The 19,447-nt window shown below is 65.9% G+C and carries 16 protein-coding genes; 8 read left to right on the top strand and 8 right to left on the bottom strand.

Annotation, left to right across the window (positions count from 1 at the left end):
- The first annotated feature begins 59 nt into the window (after positions 1-59).
- The 5 genes from J2852_RS29220 to J2852_RS29200 all read left to right on the top strand — a co-directional run bounded on the left by J2852_RS29220 (position 60) and on the right by J2852_RS29200 (position 5,646).
- On the top strand, positions 60-1,496 hold the full coding sequence (locus J2852_RS29220; protein WP_209882498.1) for a mannose-1-phosphate guanylyltransferase/mannose-6-phosphate isomerase: 1,437 nt from the start codon (positions 60-62) through the stop codon (positions 1,494-1,496).
- A gap of 122 nt (positions 1,497-1,618) precedes the next feature.
- Complete coding sequence (gene gmd, locus J2852_RS29215; protein WP_209882496.1) at positions 1,619-2,689, top strand: GDP-mannose 4,6-dehydratase; 1,071 nt, start codon at positions 1,619-1,621, stop codon at positions 2,687-2,689.
- Positions 2,673-3,641: a GDP-L-fucose synthase gene (gene fcl / locus J2852_RS29210; RefSeq protein WP_281418495.1), complete on the top strand. Its 969-nt coding sequence runs from the start codon at positions 2,673-2,675 to the stop codon at positions 3,639-3,641. The genes gmd and fcl overlap by 17 nt, the downstream gene beginning before the upstream one ends.
- 10 nt (positions 3,642-3,651) lie before the next feature.
- On the top strand, positions 3,652-4,701 hold the full coding sequence (locus tag J2852_RS29205; RefSeq protein WP_209882494.1) for a glycosyltransferase family 61 protein: 1,050 nt from the start codon (positions 3,652-3,654) through the stop codon (positions 4,699-4,701).
- 12 nt (positions 4,702-4,713) lie between these two features.
- A complete protein-coding gene (locus J2852_RS29200) occupies positions 4,714-5,646 on the top strand; it encodes a glycosyltransferase family 2 protein (RefSeq protein ID WP_209882492.1) in 933 nt (310 codons plus the stop codon).
- 27 nt (positions 5,647-5,673) lie between these two features.
- Here the strand turns inward: J2852_RS29200 and J2852_RS29195 are convergent, their stop codons facing one another.
- From J2852_RS29195 to J2852_RS29175, 5 genes are all read right to left on the bottom strand, one after another.
- Positions 5,674-6,600 (bottom strand): hypothetical protein, encoded by a 927-nt coding sequence (locus J2852_RS29195; protein ID WP_209882490.1) that lies wholly within the window; start codon positions 6,598-6,600, stop codon positions 5,674-5,676.
- Positions 6,601-7,097: 497 nt separating this feature from the next.
- Complete coding sequence (locus J2852_RS29190) at positions 7,098-8,663, bottom strand: glycosyltransferase family protein (protein ID WP_209882488.1); 1,566 nt, start codon at positions 8,661-8,663, stop codon at positions 7,098-7,100.
- Positions 8,663-9,877 (bottom strand): glycosyltransferase family 4 protein, encoded by a 1,215-nt coding sequence (locus tag J2852_RS29185; RefSeq protein WP_209882486.1) that lies wholly within the window; start codon positions 9,875-9,877, stop codon positions 8,663-8,665. Before J2852_RS29185 ends, J2852_RS29190 begins: the two co-directional genes overlap by 1 nt.
- 19 nt (positions 9,878-9,896) lie before the next feature.
- Positions 9,897-11,537 carry a tetratricopeptide repeat protein gene (locus tag J2852_RS29180; RefSeq protein ID WP_209882484.1) on the bottom strand — a complete coding sequence of 547 codons (1,641 nt, stop codon included), beginning with the start codon at positions 11,535-11,537 and terminating at the stop codon, positions 9,897-9,899.
- Complete coding sequence (locus J2852_RS29175; protein ID WP_209882483.1) at positions 11,516-13,444, bottom strand: O-linked N-acetylglucosamine transferase, SPINDLY family protein; 1,929 nt, start codon at positions 13,442-13,444, stop codon at positions 11,516-11,518. The genes J2852_RS29180 and J2852_RS29175 overlap by 22 nt, the downstream gene beginning before the upstream one ends.
- Positions 13,445-13,544: 100 nt before the next feature.
- Between J2852_RS29175 and J2852_RS29170 the strand changes: the two genes are divergently transcribed.
- Positions 13,545-13,826: a hypothetical protein gene (locus tag J2852_RS29170; protein WP_209882481.1), complete on the top strand. Its 282-nt coding sequence runs from the start codon at positions 13,545-13,547 to the stop codon at positions 13,824-13,826.
- Between the two features lie 5 nt (positions 13,827-13,831).
- On the opposite strand, the gene J2852_RS29165 is transcribed toward J2852_RS29170, so the two are convergent.
- Complete coding sequence (locus J2852_RS29165) at positions 13,832-15,331, bottom strand: calcium-binding protein (RefSeq protein ID WP_209882479.1); 1,500 nt, start codon at positions 15,329-15,331, stop codon at positions 13,832-13,834.
- Between the two features lie 439 nt (positions 15,332-15,770).
- Complete coding sequence (locus J2852_RS29160; RefSeq protein ID WP_209882477.1) at positions 15,771-17,396, bottom strand: tetratricopeptide repeat protein; 1,626 nt, start codon at positions 17,394-17,396, stop codon at positions 15,771-15,773.
- Between the two features lie 90 nt (positions 17,397-17,486).
- Between J2852_RS29160 and J2852_RS29155 the strand changes: the two genes are divergently transcribed.
- Entirely contained in the window at positions 17,487-18,230 is a 744-nt protein-coding gene (locus J2852_RS29155; protein ID WP_209882475.1) for a hypothetical protein, read from the top strand.
- Between the two features lie 13 nt (positions 18,231-18,243).
- Positions 18,244-18,411: a hypothetical protein gene (locus tag J2852_RS29150; RefSeq protein ID WP_209882473.1), complete on the top strand. Its 168-nt coding sequence runs from the start codon at positions 18,244-18,246 to the stop codon at positions 18,409-18,411.
- A gap of 148 nt (positions 18,412-18,559) precedes the next feature.
- On the opposite strand, the gene J2852_RS29145 is transcribed toward J2852_RS29150, so the two are convergent.
- The gene (locus J2852_RS29145; RefSeq protein ID WP_209882471.1) at positions 18,560-19,240 is read right to left on the bottom strand and encodes a glycosyltransferase; all 681 of its coding nucleotides are present in this window, start codon (positions 19,238-19,240) and stop codon (positions 18,560-18,562) included.
- Positions 19,241-19,447 lie beyond the last annotated feature (207 nt).

Raw genomic sequence — 19,447 nt, 5'->3', positions numbered from 1 at the left:
GAATGGCGCGGTCTATAAGGGTTCGGATTTCGTGACGGGGCAAGTTCCAGGACGCAGAAATGGCCAGTGTTTCCGCACAGACAATCGTACCGGTGCTGTTGTCCGGCGGTTCCGGGTCACGTTTGTGGCCCCTGTCGCGGGACCTCTACCCGAAGCAGTTCCTGTCCCTGTGCTCCGACCGCACGATGTTTCAGGACACCGCCCTGCGGGTCGGCGACCCGGCCACCTTCGCCCCGCCGCTGGTCGTCTGCAATCAGGAGCACCGCTTTCTCGTCGCTGAGCAGTTGCGCCAGTCCGACCTCAAGCCACGTGGCATCGTGCTGGAACCGATGGGGCGCAACACGGCCGCCGCCTGCGCCGTCGCGGCCCTGACCGTCGCGGCGGAAAATCCGGACACGCTCTTGCTGGTGTTGCCGGCCGACCACGAGATCCGCGACGCCGAGGCGTTCCGCCGGGCTATCGCCACTGCGGCGCGGGCCGCCGAAGCCGGTCGTCTGGTCACCTTCGGCATCGATCCCACCGCGCCGGAAACGGGATACGGCTATATTCGCCACGGCGGCCCCCTGGAGGGTGTCGAGGGCGCCTTCGAGGTTGCCGCCTTCGTCGAGAAGCCGACGCTGGACGTTGCGCGCAGTTATCTGGACGAAGGCGGCTATGCTTGGAACAGCGGCATGTTCCTGTTCCCCGCCGCCCGCCTGCTGGCCGAGTTGGAACGCCACGCCCCGGCGGTGCTTGCCGGCGCGCGCGAGGCTCTGGAGGCCGGCGTGTCCGACCTCGACTTCTTCCGGTTGGACGCCGAGGCCTTCGCCAAGACGCCCAGCATCTCCATCGACTATGCGGTGATGGAGAGAACCGCCGCCGCCGCCGTGGTGCCCTGTGACATCGGTTGGACCGACGTCGGCGCCTGGTCGGCTCTGTGGGACGTTGGGACCAAGGACGCAGCGGGCAACGTCGCCGTCGGAGACGTCCTGCTGGAAGGGGCGCAGGACTGCTACGTTCGCAGCGAGAACCATCTGACCGCCGTGGTCGGGCTGGAAAATGTGGTGGTGGTGGTGGTGGACGATGCGGTCCTGGTTGCTGACCGCAACCACGCCCAGGATGTGAAGCGGGTCGTCGACCGCCTGAAGAAGGACGGGCGAAGTGAGCCGGTCAGTCACCGCAAGGTGCACCGCCCCTGGGGCGCCTATCAGTCGCTGCACACCGGGGAACGTTTCCAGGTCAAGAGCTTGACCATCGCGCCCGGCTCGCGCCTGTCCCTGCAAAAGCACCATCACCGGGCGGAGCATTGGGTCGTGGTGAACGGGACCGCGCTGGTCACGCGCGGCGAGGAGCAGATCTTCGTCTACGAGAACCAGTCCGTCTACATCCCCATCGGCACGGTCCACCGGCTGGAGAACCCCGGCAAGGTGCCGCTGACCATCATCGAGGTGCAGTCCGGTTCCTATCTGGGCGAGGACGACATCGTCCGGCTCGAGGACTCCTACGGGCGAAACTGAGCACATCGCTTGACGCTTCTTGCCAAGTGGTGAATTACAGGGCGTCATCCGCCGCTGCGGCGGTGGGAACGCAGCCCGGCCGGTCCGGAACCTGATGCCGGGACCGACAAAAGGAAAAGCGTATGTCAGACAAGGTCGCGTTGATCACCGGAGCCACCGGCCAGGATGGTGCCTTGCTTGCGGAGATGCTGCTTGCCAAGGGCTACCGCGTGCATGGGCTGAAGCGCCGTTCATCGTCCTTCAACACCGCCCGCGTCGATCACCTCTACCGCGACCTGCACGAGCCGGACGTCCGCTTCGTCCTTCACTACGGCGACCTGACCGACGCCACCAACCTGATCCGCGTGGTGGAAGAGGTCCAGCCGACCGAGATCTACAACCTCGCCGCCCAGAGCCACGTCCAGGTCAGCTTCGAGACACCGGAATACACGGCCAACGCCGACGGCATCGGCACCCTCCGCCTGCTGGAGGCGATCCGCATCCTGAAGATGGGCGACCGCGTGCGCTTCTATCAGGCGTCGACGTCGGAGCTGTTCGGCAAGGTGCAGGAGACGCCGCAGAAGGAGACGACCCCCTTCTACCCGCGCAGCCCCTACGCCGCCGCCAAGCTGTACGCCTACTGGATCACGGTGAACTACCGCGAGGCCTACGGTCTGCACGCCTCCAACGGCATCCTGTTCAACCACGAAGGCCCGACCCGCGGCGAAACCTTCGTGACCCGCAAGATCACCCGCGCCGTCGCCGCCATCCAGCTCGGCCGGCAGAACCGGCTCTATCTCGGCAACCTGGACGCCAAGCGCGACTGGGGCCACGCCCGCGACTTCGTGGAAGGCATGTGGCGCATGCTCCAGCAGCCCGAACCGGACGACTATGTGCTGGCCACGGGCGAGACGCACAGCATCCGCGAGTTCGCGGAGCTGGCCTTCTCGCACATCGGCCGCCGCATCGTCTGGAAAGGAACCGGCGTCGACGAGAAGGGCATCGATGAGGCGAGCGGCGAGGTGCTGATCGAGGTCGATCCGCGCTATTTCCGCCCGACCGAGGTCGATCTGCTGCTGGGTGATCCCTCCAAGGCCCGGGAAAAGCTGGGCTGGGTCCACCGCACCCCCTTCCCCGAACTGGTCCGGGAGATGGTGGAATCCGATCTGAAGGCGCTTGAGTTGGAGGCCCCCCGTTATGGCGACCGTGGCTGAACCGTCCTTCCCACTGAAGGGCCGTCGCGTCTGGGTGGCCGGCCACCGGGGCATGGTGGGATCCGCCGTCGTCCGCCGTCTGGCCGGTGAGGACTGCACGGTCCTGACCGCCGGCCGCGATCGGGTCGATCTGCGCCGGCAGGCCGAGGTCGAGGCCTGGATGGCGGACGAGCGGCCGGATGCGGTGGTGGTCGCCGCGGCCAAGGTGGGCGGCATCCTCGCCAACTCCACCCGGCCGGCGGAGTTCATCTACGACAATCTGGCCATCGAGACGAACATCATCCACGCCGCGTGGCGGACGGGGGTGTCCAAGCTTCTGTTCCTCGGGTCGTCCTGCATCTATCCGCGGCTGGCGCCGCAGCCGATTCCTGAGGACGCGCTGCTGACCGGCCCGCTGGAGCCGACCAACGAGTGGTACGCGATCGCCAAGATCGCCGGCATCAAGCTGTGCCAGGCCTACCGCAAGCAGTACGGCTGCGACTTCATCTCGCTGATGCCGACCAACCTGTACGGCCCCGGCGACAACTTCGACCTGACCTCCAGCCACGTGCTGCCGGCCCTCCTGTCCAAGATCGACCGCGCCAAGCGGGACGGCCTTGAGGCGGTGGAGCTGTGGGGCAGCGGCAAGCCGCGCCGCGAGTTCCTGCATGTGGACGACCTCGCCGACGCGTCGGTCTTCCTGCTGCAGAACTATTCGGGCGACATCCCGCTCAACGTCGGCACCGGCACGGACGTGATGATCAGCGAACTGGCCGAACTGATCGCCGGCGTGGTCGGCTACACCGGCCGCTTCGTCTACGACACCAGCAAGCCGGACGGGACGCCGCGCAAGCTTCTGGACGTCGGGCAACTGGCCCGTCTGGGCTGGACGGCCCGCATCGACCTGCGCGCGGGCGTGGAGAGCACCTACGACTGGTACCGTGCCAACGTCGCCCAGCCGGCGGTGCCCTGATCCTCCGCCGATGGACGCCCCCCCTTCCCTGCATCGTGGGGCGCGTTTTGCATCCGTGTTCGAGGTGGGGCGGCTGATCGGCGCCCTGGCGCCCCAGGGAATTCTGGTCCGGGACGCTCACGACATCCGGCTGTTTCCGGCGCTGTTCGCGCTCGACGGCGTACTCGCCGTGCCGCCGGACTGGAGCTTCCTGACCGGTGACGGGCGGCTGATTGTGGACGGCACCGCCATCAACCCGTTCCTGATCCGTAAGGGGCGTTTTCCGGCGATCCGTCCGATCGGAGGCGATGGGTGCGTCCTGACGCTGGAGATGGCCGATTCCATCGACGAACCGGTCCTGTTTGTCGGCGGCGACGTGATGGGGAACTATTATCACTGGCTGATCGATTTCTTTCCCCGCCTCGTCGTCTTCTCGCGGCTGAAAGCGCGCCTCACGGCGATGGGGATTCGGCGGATCGCCCTGCTGCGCGACCCGCCGGCCTTCGCCCGCACCCTGCTTCACGGCCTCGGCATCCGTGAGGAGGAGATCCTGTGGATCGACGGTGCGCGGGCGACTCCGTTCCGCTCGCTCTGCGTCCTCTCCAACCTCTCGCAGTACGGCTTCGTGCATCCGCATGGCGTGGAGATCCTGCGGGCGGCCTTTCAGAGGAAGGTCTCCGGCACGCGCAAACTCTACGTGTCCCGCCGTGACGCCGCATCACGCCGCATCCACAACGAGGCGGAGCTTGCCGCGACGCTGGAGGCGGCTGGTTTCGAGACCGTGGTCCCGTCCCATTTGCCCTTCGCGGAGCAACACCGGCTGTTCGCCGAGGCGAGCGTGATCGTGGGGCCGCACGGCGCCGGCCTGACGAACATGCTGTTCGCCCCGCCGGGAGCGGCGGTGGTCGAGCTGTGGCCCGACGTCGCGCCCTTGCGGCATTTCGCCGTTCTCGCCCGCGCGCTGGGCCATGGTTACGGCGCGCTTCGAGCGACTGCGGCGGACACCGACCGGCCCAGGGATCACAACGCAGGCTTTTGCATCGACCCGGCCCGTGTCATCGAGGCCCTGAACCGAAACTGAAAGTCCGAAGCGATGTCCCCGCCGTTGGTTTCCGTGATCATCCCGTCCTTCAACCGCTTGGCTCTGCTGCTGGAGGCGGTGGACAGCGTCCTGGCGCAACGGGTGGAGGGCAGCGCCGAGGTGCTGGTGATCGATGATGCGTCGGACGACGGCACCCAGACCGCCGTGGAGGAGCGGTACGGCGGCGAACACACCGTTCGATATCTGCGGCACGCCGCAAACCGGGGCGTCTCGGCCGCCCGGAACACGGGCATCGACGCCGCGCGGGGGCGGTTCCTGGCCTTTCTGGACAGCGACGACGTCGTCCTGCCTGGACGACTGGAAAGCCAGCTCGCCCGTTTCGCGGCTTCCCCGAACCTCGTCGCCGTGGGGGGTGCCATAGCCGTATCCGGACCGGATCTGCGCGTCACGCATACGATCGGCTATCCCGAACAGGATCTGGACATCCGCTGGCGTGGGCTGTTCGCGCCGATGCTGTGCCTCAGCGCGACGATGGTTGACGGACCGGCCCTGCGCGCAGCATGCGTGCGTTTCGACGAGAGTATTCCCATCGCCGAGGATTTCGACTTCCTGTCCGCGCTGCTGGTCCACGGGCCAGCGGCCAACTTGCCCCGGCCCTTGATCAAGCTGCGCAAGCATGCCGGAAACAGCGCGATCCGCTCGTTCGATGCCTACCGCCGCACCCTGCTGCGTTGCGCGTTGCGCAACGTCGCGGCTGTCGGGATGCCCATGGAGCCGGATGACCTCCAAGGCATTCACACCTTCCTGAACAACGGCGAACCGGTGAAAGCGGGGATCAGCCGGCGCCGCTGGACCGCACTGTACGCGCGGACACGGGCGCTGCTCGACGCCGTACGGCGCCATTCCCTTCCCGCACCCGAGCGATGCGCTGCCCTGGCCGCCATACTGGATGACCGCCTCCGACTGGTGCCGGACGATGCCTGATACCGGCGAGCGCTTGAATTGGCCTTTTTAAGCGCTCACCGGCATGAGCGAGCGGATCGAGCGGTAGTCGAAGGCCGTCGTAATGTTTTGGCCGGACAGGGTCCGCGCCTCCAGCGGGGCCATCTTGTCGGCCAGGGAACGGCCGCTGTGGATCAGGTGGAGGATCTCGATGGGATCGTGCGGTGGCTGGGGAACGTGCAGGCGTCCCGTCGTCCCGTCGATAACCGGCTGCGCCTCGCCCAGCACCCAATTGAACCGGGCCGGCAGGAAGGCAGCGTCGGCGTGGTGCCGGTGAACCGCGAGGTTGAGGGCCGTCTGCTCGAAGATATGATAGAGCGTGCCTGACCGTTCCGCAGAAAAGTCAAGGATCGGGCCGATCTCTTCCGCCCAGCGCTTCCAGACGGGCGACCCTGCGGGCATGGCGAAGACGCCCGAGCACAATTCCCCCAGCACCAGCATGGTCTGCGCCAAGGCTTCCGGAAGCAGGGTCCGGTAGACCGGCAGGATGGCCGTCCGCGCCTTCAGGGCATCCAGCCCGTGATAGCGGACATAGGCCGGATCCACCGTCGGCACGATGGCGATGTCCCGCCCGCTCGTGGCGGCAACCAGCGTCGCGAGCGCGGTCGGGGTGGCGACCCAGGTGTCGGCGTCAAGCCAGAGATAGGTCCGGTAGCCGGGAAAATAGTCGCGCAGGTGGGGCCGGGCGGTCATCGCCTTGATCCATTCCGGCGGCTGGAAGCGGGCGCGCTGCACATCGCTCATGTGCCAGTCGGGAACGGCGGTCCGCTCGACCACCGGGCTGAGCCCGTCGCGGTCCGCCGGGCTCAGCCCGGTGTCGAGAATGCCGACAGGGAAATCCGCCCCATGGTCGCGCAAGGACTCCAGAAGCCCATTCAGCAACGGCACATAGGCCGAATTCGCTGAGGTGACGATGATCGTGTCCGTGCGCTTCATGAACGGCTGCCTTTTAGAGGATGATGGGCGCGCAGGTCGTCGTCCAGGCGGTCGAGCGCCGGTCGCCAGCCGTCGTCGAGGGTGCCCAGCCGACCGCTTGTTCCACCGCAAGGCGACAGTTCGTCGCGTAACAGTGTAGAACCGGCTCCGCTTGGCACCGGGCGCGACCCGATAGGAAGCCGGCTCCGGCGGAGTGCCGGCCCTTGAGGTCCGTGCGCCCGACCGAAAAAGCATCCGGGTGATATGAGACGGCGGCGGCGGCGGGCATGGCGACCTTCGACGTTTGCGGTTGCAGGGAGGGCGGGAGCGCGCTTGCCGCGCCCGCTTAAGCGAACTGTCGTTCGCTTAAGATTCAAATAGCCTCGCTTGCCGGCTCTCAGCGGATGCTGTGGCATCCGCCTGCCGCCAGCGGGAACTGCGTTCCCGCGAGAGGCCGGACTTCGGACACATGGGCGCCCAGGTCCGCCGTCGCGGTCCAGAGGGGATCGAAATCCGCTCTAGAGGCGCAAGGCGGGAACCCGTTCGAAAAGGCGGGCGTCAAGTTCGTCCTTGCGCTCCAGCAGGGACCGGTACCAATCCAGCCGCTTGCGGAAATGCTGGGCCATCAGGCGGTTGTCGCGGACGTAGCGATAGGCGCGCTCCGCGATGCCGGCGCGCCATTCCGTGTCGGCGATCAGCCGGTTCAGCCGGTCGGCGAAGTCCTCCGGCGACCGGAAGAGGACTCCGGTTTCCCCGTCGCGGACCGTTTCATCGTAGACGACCGGACTGGCCAAGGCAACCACGCCGTGGGCAGCGCACTCGATGTATTTCAGGTCGGATTTGCTGCGGTTGAACAGAGTGTCGTTCAGCGGCAGCAGCCCGACGTCGCAACGCCGCAGAGCCTGGATGTAGCCGTCGTAATTGCAGGTCGGCATGAAGCTCTTGTCGTCGGTTTCCAGCGCGTCGAAGAAGGCGCGGTCGTGCACGACCTGCACGCCGACCCGCCCCGGGTTGGCGGCCAGGATCCGGTTGAGCGGCGCCAATAGGGGATGCGCGTCGTCGCCACGGTTGAAGGCGCCGAAGAACAGAACCGTCTTCCCGTCCGTGCGCGGCGGGCGCGGCGGAGGAAGGGTGGCGATCTGGTTGGGGAAGACGGCCAGTTCGGGATTGTAGGCGCTCAGTTCCCGGGCCAGGAGATCGGTCGAGGTCTGGACCGCGTGCACCGCCCGAAAGGTCAGGTGCCCATACTTGAGCATGTTCGGCCAGTGGTTCGGATGGTCGTCGAACTCCGAAACCAGAAGATAGCCTTCCCGCACGATCTCCCTCAGGCTAGGAAGGTCGTTTGGTCCGCAGATGCGCCGTTGCAGGATGGCGATCCGTTCCTCGCCCGCAAGCCGCGCGATGTTGCTGACATGCTCGATCGCCGCCTTGGTTCGGATCCCCGGTACCGTTTCCAGAAAGGCGTTGGGCAGATCGATCCGGGTGTCGTTGCAGGCCCCGGCCGGACGCAGGGTCATGGCGCTGACGTAGAGGCGGCGGAATTCGGACTTTCGCGCCGCTCGGACGATCAGGTGCGATACGGCGGGGGGCTGAGAGGTTTCCGGTTGGTCGCAGGCCGGCTGGGGGATGAAGATCCGGGCGGCGGCGTCGACGATCAGGTCGCTCCCCTGCAACGCCCCTTCCTCCAGGGCCGCTTGGATGGCCGTGATGAGAGAAGAGGACGATCGCTCGACGCGCTGCCGCTCGCACCAGCCGTACGGCAGCACCAGGAGAATGGGGCCGCCGGGCCTCAGATGGCCAAGAGCGGTCGCCATCGCCGCGAACGGATCCGCTAGATCCAGGAACGCTTCATGGAACAGCAGCGCGTCGAAGCGCGGACGGGGCGGTCCGAGGAGATCGGGCAGGTTCGGCGCGGGTAAGTCCGTCGGGGAGCCGGCGGCGGGCAGCGGCAGAACGGCGAACGAGGTCACTGGGTTGCGCAGACGGACCCGGCGCGCGACCGAGTCCCCTGGGCGGCACATCTCGAACACGGTGCGGGCATCGGCCGGCACCAGATCGGCCAGCCTTGCGGCGACCGCGTCCATCACGACCTCCGCACCATGGAGTGGATGAGGGACATCTGCTGCTTCAGGCAATGGGCGAGGTCGTACTTGCGCAGCACGGTGCGTCGGCCTGCGCGGGCGACCTCCGCGAAGTCGCCACGGTCCTTCAGAACCGAGACGACCTGATCGGCGACGTTTTCCGGCGAGAAGAAATCGACCAGAAGCCCGTTCTCGCCGTGGGTGATGACCTCCTCCACCGGCTTGGTCCGCGAACCGATGACGAGCGCGCCGAGCGCCATCGCCTCCAGCATCGACCAGGACAGCACGAAGGGGAAGGTCAGGTAGACGTGAGCCGACGTCACCTGAAGCATCCGGGTGAAGCGGTCGTAGGGCAGGTAGCCCAGGAAGAAGACGCGGGACGGATCGACGGGCACCTCGGCCAACATCTTTTCCCGCCAGTTCGCCGCGTCCTGCGGGGCGCCGCCGTAGCTGACGCCGTCGCCGCCGACGATCAGGATCTTGGCGTCGGGACGCTGTTCGCAGATGCGCGGGATCGCGCGCATGAAGGTCGGGAAGCCGCGGTAGGGCTCCAGGTTGCGGGCGACGTAGGTCACCACCTCGTCCTGCCGGGTCAGCACGGTGCCGTCGGGCAGCTCGAACGTCGCCTCGGGGTTGGGTTGCAGAGCGCCGGTGTCGACCCCCTCGTGGATGACCGCGATCTTCGAATGGTAGATCTTCGGGTGAACGCTGCGCTGCCATTGCGTGGGCGAGAGACCCCGGTCGCAGGATTCCAGCGACAGCAGAAGATGGCTGTTGCGCACGCGCGAGCGCAGGATACCGTCGAGTTCCGGCGGGTTGGATGGATCGAAGTCGAGATCCTGGCCACGCGCCTGATAGTAGAACTCGCAATGGTTCAGCAGCGGCGTTTCCGGGAAAACGTCCTTGGCGAACAGCGCCTCGCCCCAGCCGGGGTGGGTGATGATGATGTCGGGGATGAACCGTTCCCGCCGCATCTGGAGCAGGATGCGGGCCACTGCCTGCCCGTGCAGGACCGCATCCTCCGCCCGGTACAGATACTGGTGGATCGTCTTGCTGGGCGCCCGCGTCAGATCGTAGCTGATCCGCTTGACGCCCGGCAGCTCGCGGTCCTTGCGCTTGGTTATGAAGACCACCTGGTTGTCGGGGTTTTGCGCAAGACGGGCGGCCAGGTGCTTGTATTGCCCCGGCATGTTCTGATGGATGAAGACAATTTTCATGGCGGGCCGGGAAGAAAAGTCATGGATTCCGGCGGCCGGGACCGACGGCCGGGGTGGTTCGAGTGTGGGTGAGGTGGGCGGCGACGGCGCGGACCACGCCCGTCCAGTCGCCTGGTGTGGCTTGGCGGAACAGGGTGGCGGTAGGATACCACGGACTATCCGAACGGTCCAAAAGCCATCGCCAGTCTGGTGAATAAGGCAGCATCACGCAGACCGACCGACCCAGCGCGCCGGCCAGATGCGCCACCGACGTGTCGACCGTCACCACCCAATCCATGCGCTGGAGGAAGGCCGCCGTGTCGGTGAAATCGCCGATGGCGGGGCCGAGGTCCACGACCACTCCCTCGCGATCCGCGTCGGCGAGGGCGCGCGCCTTGTCTCCCTTCTGCACGCTGTAGAAGGTCACGCCGGGAATGGCCAGCAGCGCCTGCAACGCCTCCAGATCGAGGGAGCGCTGCCGGTCGTTGCGGTGGGCCGGGTCGCCGCCCCAGACCAGCCCGACGGCCAAGGTGCCGGGACGGCCTGGCGGCAGGACCGCCCCGCCGGGCGCGCGCAGATAGGGCGTGGAAGACGGTATGTCATCCAGCTTGGTCCGAAAGACCCGGGGCAGGCTCAGCAGCGGAAGATGCGCGTCGAAGGCGGGCAGGGGATCGCCGGCCGGCACCACCGCCACGCCGGGAAAGCTGTCGGCGAGCAGACGGGAAAGCGGCGGCTGGCATTCCAAAACCAACTTTCCGCCTCGCGCCGCCGCCTGCTCCATCACCAAGGGCAGGTAGCGGACGAGATGCAGCGTGTCGCCCAAACCCTGTTCGGCGTGGACGAGCAGGATTCGCCCGTCCAGCGCTTCGCCGGTCCACAGGGGCCGGTCGAAGGGGCGGGGCTGGCATTCGGCCAGACGCCATCGCCATTCATACTCATCCCAGCCCTCGGTCAGCCGCCCCGACAGCAGCAGGGTCAGAGCGCGGTTCCAATGGGCGACGGCGTTGTCGGGATTGTCGGCCAAGGCCCGGTCGTAGCAGACGAGAGCCTCGGCCAGACGGTTCATCCGGTGAAGGGCCATGCCATGGTTGATCGCCGTGCCGTCGCAATGGCCGCCGGCCGTGACGTTGGCGATCTCGTAGGCACGGACGGCCGCGCGGTCGCGGCGCAATCCCAGGAACAGGTTGCCCAGCCTGACCCAATATTTGGCCCGCTCCGGCTGGAGCGCGACCGCGCGCCGGAGAAAGGGTTCCGCCTCCTCCGGCCGATTTGACAGGAGCAGGAGATTGGCCAGGTTGAAACTGGTTTCCGCCTGATCCGGCGCGATCCGCAATGCGCGGCGAAAGCCGCGCTCGGCCTGATCCGACGCCCCGCTTCCCTGCTGGGCGGTGCCCAGATTGGTCCGGAAGGACGCGACGTCGGGCGCAAGAGCCACCGCGCGGGCAAGGCGCGGCAGGGCATCGGTCGCCCGCTTGTCGCTCAGGGCAGCCAGGCCATGCAGATGATGGCTGTCGGCGTTGGCGGGAAACCGCGTGGCCAGATCGCGGCAAAGAGTTTCCGCGTCCTCCGGCCGACCAGCCCGAATCAACGCCAGGGCCTGTTCCAGGGCGGTCCGCAGGTCGGCGGAGGCGGTGTCGGAAACCCCGGCGGCCACCCGCATCACCGGCTTTGGGTCTGACACCAGCGGTTCCACATGTCACGATAGGCCGCCTCCATCGCGCGGGTGAAGCCGGGGCCATCGCACAGCGGCGACCGGGCCATCCGGTCGCGCAGGGTGGCTCGCAGTTCGGCAAGCTGGTCCAAGTCGCCGGCCAGCCGGGCGGCGATCTCCCCGAACTGCTCCGGATCGGTCGCCACCAGCTCGCCCAGCCCGACCGCGTTCAACACGCTGTTGCCGTAGCGCGCGCAGGTCCGATCACCCAGCATGGTGACGACGGGAACGCCCATCCACAGCGCCTCGCAGGTCGTGGTCATGCCGCCGTAGGGGAAACTGTCCAGGGCGATGTCGATCTGGCCGTACTGGTTGAGGTGGTCGTCCTGTCGCTCGTTGCCGTTGGCGAAGTCGATGCGCGACAGGTCGGCGCCCGCCCGCCGGAAGCGGTCGAGAATGGCCTCGCGCGATTCCGCGCTGCCGATGTAACGGGACTTCAGGAGCAGCCGGGCGGTGGGCACACGGTTCAGCGCGGCGGTCCACAGGCGGGCGGCGGTGTCCGACACCTTGGCGAAGTTGTTGAAGGAGCCGAAGGTGACAAAACTTTTGGCCCGGGCGGGCAAAGCGTTGGGTTCCGCGGCTTCGGGTGCCCGGAAGCAATGGGAAACCCGTGGCAGGTTGTAGACCTGTTCGGAAAAGATCTCCGGCGTGTCGTCGGGGGTCAGCCAGGGGTCCGATATGCGGTAGTCGATGGCCCGCAGGCCGGTGGTGCCGGGGTAACCCAACCAGGTCGCCTGCACGGGCGCCGGCTTGCAGGCGAAGGTGATCAGGCTATTGCGCCCGGTGTGGCCGGCAAGGTCGATGAGGATGTCGATCCGGTCCTGGTGGATTTGCCGAGCGAGTTCGGTTTCCGTAAGGGTGTCGACGTCGCGCCAGACATCCACGTTGGCCTTCAATTGGTCCGTCACCTTGTCCGCCCGTTCCAGATTGGCGTAGGCGTAAATTTCGAAGGCCGACCGGTCGTGATGGGCCAGCAGATCCATCATGAACCAGGCGCAGGAATGGAATTTCAGGTCCGGCGAGACGTAGCCGATGCGCAGACGCCGGCCCGGCGACGGGTCGTTGCGGTGCTTGGGCCAGGAACGGCGCAACGGTTCGGCGTGGCGGACGTCCCATTCGTGATGAAGCTCATACAGCTTGCGCGCCGTCGTGTCTTCCAGATACTGGCTGTAGAAAAGCAAATTGCTGCGACAGCGGTAATTGGCCGGCTGTCCGGCGATCAGCCGCTCGAACGCTTCCACCGCTTCACGGCCCTTGCCAAGCGAAGCCAGGGCCAATCCATAATTCCCGTAGATCGGCAGATAGTTCTTGTTGATCTTCAGAAGATCACGCGCAACGTTCGCGGCCATTTGGGCATTCGAATGCTTGTGCGCGATGGCAACCAAGTTCAGATAAGCCGTGTATTTTTTTGGATTGTGCGTGATGCACTGCCGATAGGCGTGGATCGCGGCGCTCGCGCCCTGGACATCGTACACGCACAGGCCAAGCGCATACCAAGCCTCGGCATTGTTCGGATCCTGGGCCAGAAACTGCTCCAGAACCGCTACCGCTTCCTTGTTGCGCTTGAGGTGGTGCAGGCTCAGGGCGTGGGGAATCCAATCCTTCTGGATCTTTTCCCCCCGGACGTGAAGTTGCGCGAAGACCGCCTGCGCCTTTGCCCAATCCTTTCGTCCGAACTGTGCATGGGCAAGGTTGCGCAAAAGCTCGACCCGGCCGGGAACGATGCCCAAAGCCTGCTCGAAGCAGCGGCAGGCCTCGGCGTAGTCATGGGACGCATGGAAGGCCAGACCTAAGGCGTTCAGAGCGGGAATGCTCTTCGGTTCCAGCGACAAGGCCAGTTGCAGCAAGGGAACGGACGCCTTGGGCGTGTTCGTCAAGGTTCCGATCGATCCCAGGAGAATCAGACTGTCGGCCACTGAATGACCTGCCTTGAGCGCACTGCGGCAGCAGGCCGCCGCCTCCGCGTATCGACCCGCCATGAAGAAGCTTCTGGCATCGGCGAACGGATCGGCCGAAGACAAAGCCGGAGACGGGGAAGACGAAAGCGGAGGGGACAAGGTCATCGCGGACGGAAACCGGCAGGGGAAAGACGCCGCGTACCTTATGGGCAGGCGCGTGGAGAGGCAATGGCCGGAACAAAAAAGACGCAGAATCGGCCGTGGCGATCAAAAAGCAGCCCGTTGCGCTTTCCCGGAAAAAGCCAAACGGCGCGCAAGAAAAAAGGGGCAGGCTTTCGCCTGCCCCTTTTCTGGACCGTAAGCAGATTACGCGATGATGATGAAATCGCTCGCGCTGACCTGCGTGACGCCGTCGAGGGTCGCGATGGCGCTGCGGCCACCGGTCGCTTCGAGCGGGTTGGCGTCGTAGAACAGAACGCTGCTGGTCTGGTCGAAGATCAGGTAGGTGTTCGACAGACCGGCGTTCGTGCCAGCACCGGCAGCCGAGTAAACCTGGCCCTCGACACCACCGGCGTTCAGCGCGGTAAAGGTCGCCGTGGACAGAGCGATCTTGTCCGTGCCGCGCTCGAAACCGGACACGAAGTCGACGCCCGCAGCCGCGGTGATCGACGCGGTACCGCTGGAGGTCGCGACACCGAGGTCGTTGAAGACCAGCACGTCGGCACCGGCGTCACCGACCAGACGGTCGGAACCGTTGCCACCGTACAGGGTGTCGGCGCCGGCGCCACCGTACAGGGTGTCGGCACCCGAACCGCCGTAGATGACGTCGTTGCCGGCGTCGCCGTACAGCACGTCGCTGCCGCCACCGGACGCGGCGGAGGCAAAGCCGTCACCATAGATGGTGTCGTTGTCGCCACCGCCGTAGATGGTGTCGTTGCCGGCGCTGGAGCCGTAAATGGTGTCGGCACCGGCGTTGCCGGCCAGCAGAGTGCCTTCGCCGGCGCTCGCGGCGCCGTAGATCAGGTCGTTGCCGGCACCGCCATAGATGGTGTCCGCGCCGCCGACTTCACCAGAGGAGCCATAGCCGTAGATGGTGTCGTTGCCGTTATCGCCGAACAGACGGTCGGCACCCGAACCACCGTAGATGGCGTCGTTGTCGGCGCCACCATAGATGGTGTCGGCGACGCCGCTGCCCACGATGGTGTCGTTGCCGGCGTTGCCGAACAGAAGGTCGCCGTTGGTGTCGCTGGCAGTCGCAACGAAGAGGTCGTTGCCCGCACCGCCGTAAATGGTGTCGGCGCCGTCGCCACCGGTGAGGGTGTCGTTGCCGTTATCGCCGGAGATCAGGTCGTTGCCTGTACCGCCGAGGATGCTGTCGTTGTCGGCACCGCCATAAATGGTGTCCGCACCCGCACCGCCATGGATGGTGTCGGCGCCGGCGTTGCCGAACAGCAGGTTGCCCGCAGTGTCGGCGACGTCGATGGCCAACACGCCGCCCAGGATCGAGTCGGCGCCGGCGCCACCGTAGATGGTGTCCGCGCCAAGGCCACCGATCAGGGTATCGTTGCCCAGATCGCCAGAGATCAGGTCGCTGCCAGCGGTGCCATTGATAAGGTCGGAATCAGCGCCACCGAACAGGCTGTCGTCACCCAGGCCGCCCGTGATGTTGTCCGTGCCGGCGTTGCCGAAATACAGCTGACCGACGGTGCTGTTCGGGCCAACCAGGGTGTCTTCGCCCGTGCCGCCATAGATCGTGTCCGCGCCGAGGCCCGTCAGGGAATCGCCACCGCCCAGACCCAGGACCAGATCGGCCTCGGACGACGACGTCAGGGTATCAGAGTTCTCAGTAAGAGTAATCGTTGCCATTTGAGCCCCTCTAACCAATAAACCGGTTCGTTTGGATCCAAGGGGGGCAGTACCGTAGGCACAGCCCTGGCGAGCCAGGCCGATAGTCCCTTGAACTGTGCATACGCATAAGGGGTGTCGCACAAAAAGGCAAGCTCATCGGGTGCGATGCTCCCGTTTTCGAGCTTCCGCCAAAATCAGAACGCACAATTGTTGCATATCAGCCACACAGTTAGACCTGAAGAAGCATAACGGCGCACAGAACAGAGATTCCCAAGGCATACGGGGCAGTTTTGGCGGACACGCACGCTCTGCTCACGATGGACAAGATGCGCTGCCCATTAACGCTCCTGGTCGCCCTATTGGCGTCACGAAATAACGACGTGTCTTGTACAATTAACCTGCATGACAAGAATTGATTCGCTTCCGATGAACGATCCCGCACCTGGATCGCGACTGCTTACGCTCTATTCGGAAAACGGCTGAGATCCCGGCGCACCCGCTCAAAGACCGGCGCCCAATCGTTGGCCTCGGCTTGGCGGTACAGGCGCATGGACGGGTACCAGGGACTGTCCTCCCGCTCTATGAACCAACACCACAGGAAACCGGTCTGCCGGGCCAGCAGCGTCCAGACCGGCACCCCCAGCGCACCAGCAACATGGACCGTCGTGTTGCTGATGGAAATCACCAGATCCAGCGCGCCGACTTGAGCCGCGAATCCGTCCAGGTCGGTCAGGGGATCGATCATCTCGTCATGGATGATCGAAACATCCTGGTCACGGCGCACGGCTTCCAGATCCGCCGAGCGGTCGCCGTACTGCAGGTCGATGAAGGTGATGCCGGGCAGGTTCAGGACCGGCTTCCACAACGGCAAGGGCGCGCTCTTGAAATCCCGATGCGTGGGGTTGGCTGAATGCCAGGAGATCCCGACTAGGCGGTCACCACCGGCCATCGCACGGTAGCGACTCCGTAAGGCGGCGACCCGCTCCGGATCTGCCGCGAGGTAACGGTGGCGGCGGGGAAAGGCCGCGAAATCCGGGCGCAACCAACGCCCGAGGTCGCCAAGCGACGACTGGGCGGCCAAGTCGGACCACGCGGTCGCCGGGTGCGGCGGTGTTTGGCGCGGCACGACCTCCACATCCGGGAAGGAGCGGGCAAAGAGCGGCACAAGTCGCGGAGCGGTCTCAAGGACGCAGCCGATGCCGCGCGCCGCCAGATCGGGGATCATGCCGGCCAACAGGATCTCGTCGCCGACGCCCAGTTCGCCCCACGCGAGCAACCGTTTGCCGCCCAACGTCGACCCGTCCCAGGAGGGGAGCGGCGAATCAAAACGGGTCGCCGCGTTCTCCGCCGTGTTCCAGCGGGCAGCATGGTTTACCCAACCGGCAGCCAACTCCCCGGTCAGCAGTTGCGCCGAGCCGAGATTGCTGCGCGCTTCAGCATAACCTGGGTCAATTGCAAGCGCGCGGGCGTAGCAGCGCTTGGCCTCGTCCAGCCGGCTCTGGAACTGCAGCATGATGCCGAGATTGCCGTGCGCCGGGGCCGCTCCCGGATGCAGAGCGATCAGGGTCCGATAGGCGGAGATTGCCTCGTCCAGCCCACCGCCCTTCCGCAGGGAATCGGCCAGCCCGTGGTAACCGGCGGCGTTGTGCGGAGCCAGCCGGATCAAACGGCGGAAGACCGCGGCCGCCTCCCGCTCCAAGCCGAACTCGCGCAGCATGGCGCCGAGATTGTGAAGCAGGGCCGATTCCGCCGGGGCTAGGGACAGGGCGTGGCGGCAGGCGGCCCGCGCTTCGCCGTACCGCCCCAGCCGGCGCAGCGCGGCGGCCCGGTTGCCGTGCGCCTGGGCATAGTCCGGCCGCAGCGTCGCCGCCCGCCCGAACAGAGTCAGGGCCTCCGGCACCCGGCCATCGTGAAGCGCGACCATGCCCAGAAGATGGGCGGCTTCCTCGTCCTCTGGTTGCTCCGCCAGAATCCGCCGGCACAGTTCTTCGGCCCGCTCCCATTCTCCGGCCAGGAACCGGTCACGCCCCGTCGCGAGCCGCGCAGTTGCGGGGGAGATGGGCTGCGTGTCTTGTGGCAGCATGGAGGACATGACGCTCACGCGCTGTTGGAACGACCGGCACTATGGCTTATGGATGAAGCCCTTGACCATAGGGGCTCGCACGCGGCACGCATGAACCTACTCTGGATTTTATCGGGTAACCTGGAGCACCGGAACGGCCGCCTGTTCTCCCCGCTCGGCAGCCATCGGCTGCGCTGCCTCGATCCGGCCGCAGCCCTGGCCCGCCGGGGGCACCGCATCGCCCTGGCCCAGGCGGAGACCCTGGCGGGCAAGCTGGACTCCTCGGAACTGAGGGCCGCCGACGCTGTGATCGTCGCCAAGCAGTTCGCCGACATTGCCCCCCTCCTGTCGGCGGTGAAGGAGCGCGGCCCGCTCGTCGTTGTAGACCTATGCGACGACGTTCTGGGCCTGGACCATTTGCGGGAGACCTATGCGGGCATGCTGGAAGTGGCGGACGCCTTCACCGCGGCCAGTTCCGTATTGGTCGACCGCATCCGCCCCGGCCGGACGACACCCGTGGCCCTCGTACCCGATTGCGTGGAGGGCAAGGCACAGCCGCCGGCCTTCGATGCGGGTCCCGGTCGGCCCTTGCGTCTTCTCTGGTTCGGGCAGCCGGGAAATCTCGACGCGCTGGACAAAGCGATCTCCGACCTTGGACGGCGGCTGACGGAGTTTACCCCGACGCTCACCATCGTCACCTGGCTTTCGCCGGATGTCGCGGAGCGCTTTCCGAAACGGCGCGACGGCCTGTCGATCCGATGCTTGCCTTGGTCGCCGGAGGTCATGCGCGGCGCGTTTGGGGACTGTGATCTAGTACTACTGTGTCATAGACCCTATATGGGATCAGATTTATGACACAGTAGTACTAGTGATCGTCCCAAGCACCGCCACCGGGGACAAGCTGGCGAAATCCTCCAACCGCGTGGCCTCGACCCTGTGGGCGGGGCGACTGCTGGTGGCCTTTCCGCTACCCAGCTACCAGCCCTTCGCCGACTCCGCCGTGCTGGCCGACGATCTGGTCGACGGCATCCTCTGATCTCTGGCGCATCGGGCAGCGGTGCCGGCGCGCATCGCCCAGGGCCAGGAACGGATTGAACGGGACCTGACCCCGCAGGCCGTCGCCGAACGCTGGGAAGAGGTCTTGACCGGTTTCCTGTCGGCCCGTTCGTGACGGTTCTGACCGCTCATTTCTGCATGGCGTAGAGCATGCGGTCGCGCTCCTTCAGCCACAGGTCGGCGTAGCCGCAATCCAGGTACTTTTCGAAATACGGGCCGCCGATGGTGTAGTGCAGGTTCGAGATCTCTTCGCGCGGAACCAGGGGATCGTAATCGACCAGATGGTTCCAGCGGTGCGGCAGTTCTCCGATCAGATCGTCGTTGCCCAGCCAATGGAACTGGTGAAGCTCCATGCCGCTCGCCGTGTTGACGTACTCCGGCGTCAACGCAGTGCAGCGGGCGTTGTTGAACAGCATTACGCTGGACCAGTTCTTCTTCGCGTAGCGGGTCTGGGGCTGGTCGAGGAACTTGAGCTCCTCCTGCGGAACGTGGTCGTGCTTAACGACCTGCACGGCGTAACGGTCGTTGGCCAAATCCCAAAGCCGGGCGATGTCGTCCTGCACCAGCATGTCACAATCGAGAAAGATCGCCCACCCCTCGTACCCGCACAGATAAGGCACGAGGAAACGGGAGAAGGAAAAATCGGTCGATTGTAGCGGGTGACGTTCCCGCCACATCACGGACTTCAACTGCGAGAGCATCAGGGGCGTAATCGAGACGGGGCGGGACGCCCGCCTGTTGATACTGTGTTCGAGCACGCTGAAGGCCACCGCTTCGCGCGGGTCGTAGCCGATGAAAACCTTGATCATTCGTGAAGCCGCCATGGAAGTCGCGCCAGCCCTGCGGCGGGCTGCGGGATGGTAGGTGAAGCCATCTCTCCGCTCAAGCCCAGCGTCCAACGGTTAATGCTAGTGGCCTGAGTTAGAGCGCCTAACGAAACCGGGATTTGGCTGTTGGGAGGGGCATGGCAGCTCCTCTCGTTTCCGACGCCCTGTGGGCACTGATTGAACCGTTGC

This window comes from Azospirillum soli, assembly GCF_017876165.1.
In the GTDB taxonomy this organism is placed as follows: Bacteria; Pseudomonadota; Alphaproteobacteria; order Azospirillales; family Azospirillaceae; genus Azospirillum; species Azospirillum soli.
Note: the sequence above shows the minus strand (reverse complement) of the source record. Positions and strands in the feature narration are given on the sequence as shown.

Coding starts and splice junctions, on each gene's coding strand:
- J2852_RS29220 (WP_209882498.1), top strand. CDS start 60: ATGGCCAGTGTTTCCGCACAGACAATCGTACCGGTGCTGTTGTCCGGC.
- gmd (WP_209882496.1), top strand. CDS start 1,619: ATGTCAGACAAGGTCGCGTTGATCACCGGAGCCACCGGCCAGGATGGT.
- fcl (WP_281418495.1), top strand. CDS start 2,673: ATGGCGACCGTGGCTGAACCGTCCTTCCCACTGAAGGGCCGTCGCGTC.
- J2852_RS29205 (WP_209882494.1), top strand. CDS start 3,652: ATGGACGCCCCCCCTTCCCTGCATCGTGGGGCGCGTTTTGCATCCGTG.
- J2852_RS29200 (WP_209882492.1), top strand. CDS start 4,714: ATGTCCCCGCCGTTGGTTTCCGTGATCATCCCGTCCTTCAACCGCTTG.
- J2852_RS29195 (WP_209882490.1), bottom strand. CDS start 6,600: ATGAAGCGCACGGACACGATCATCGTCACCTCAGCGAATTCGGCCTAT.
- J2852_RS29190 (WP_209882488.1), bottom strand. CDS start 8,663: ATGGACGCGGTCGCCGCAAGGCTGGCCGATCTGGTGCCGGCCGATGCC.
- J2852_RS29185 (WP_209882486.1), bottom strand. CDS start 9,877: ATGAAAATTGTCTTCATCCATCAGAACATGCCGGGGCAATACAAGCAC.
- J2852_RS29170 (WP_209882481.1), top strand. CDS start 13,545: ATGAAGAAGCTTCTGGCATCGGCGAACGGATCGGCCGAAGACAAAGCC.
- J2852_RS29165 (WP_209882479.1), bottom strand. CDS start 15,331: ATGGCAACGATTACTCTTACTGAGAACTCTGATACCCTGACGTCGTCG.
- J2852_RS29160 (WP_209882477.1), bottom strand. CDS start 17,396: ATGCTGCCACAAGACACGCAGCCCATCTCCCCCGCAACTGCGCGGCTC.
- J2852_RS29155 (WP_209882475.1), top strand. CDS start 17,487: ATGAACCTACTCTGGATTTTATCGGGTAACCTGGAGCACCGGAACGGC.
- J2852_RS29145 (WP_209882471.1), bottom strand. CDS start 19,240: ATGATCAAGGTTTTCATCGGCTACGACCCGCGCGAAGCGGTGGCCTTC.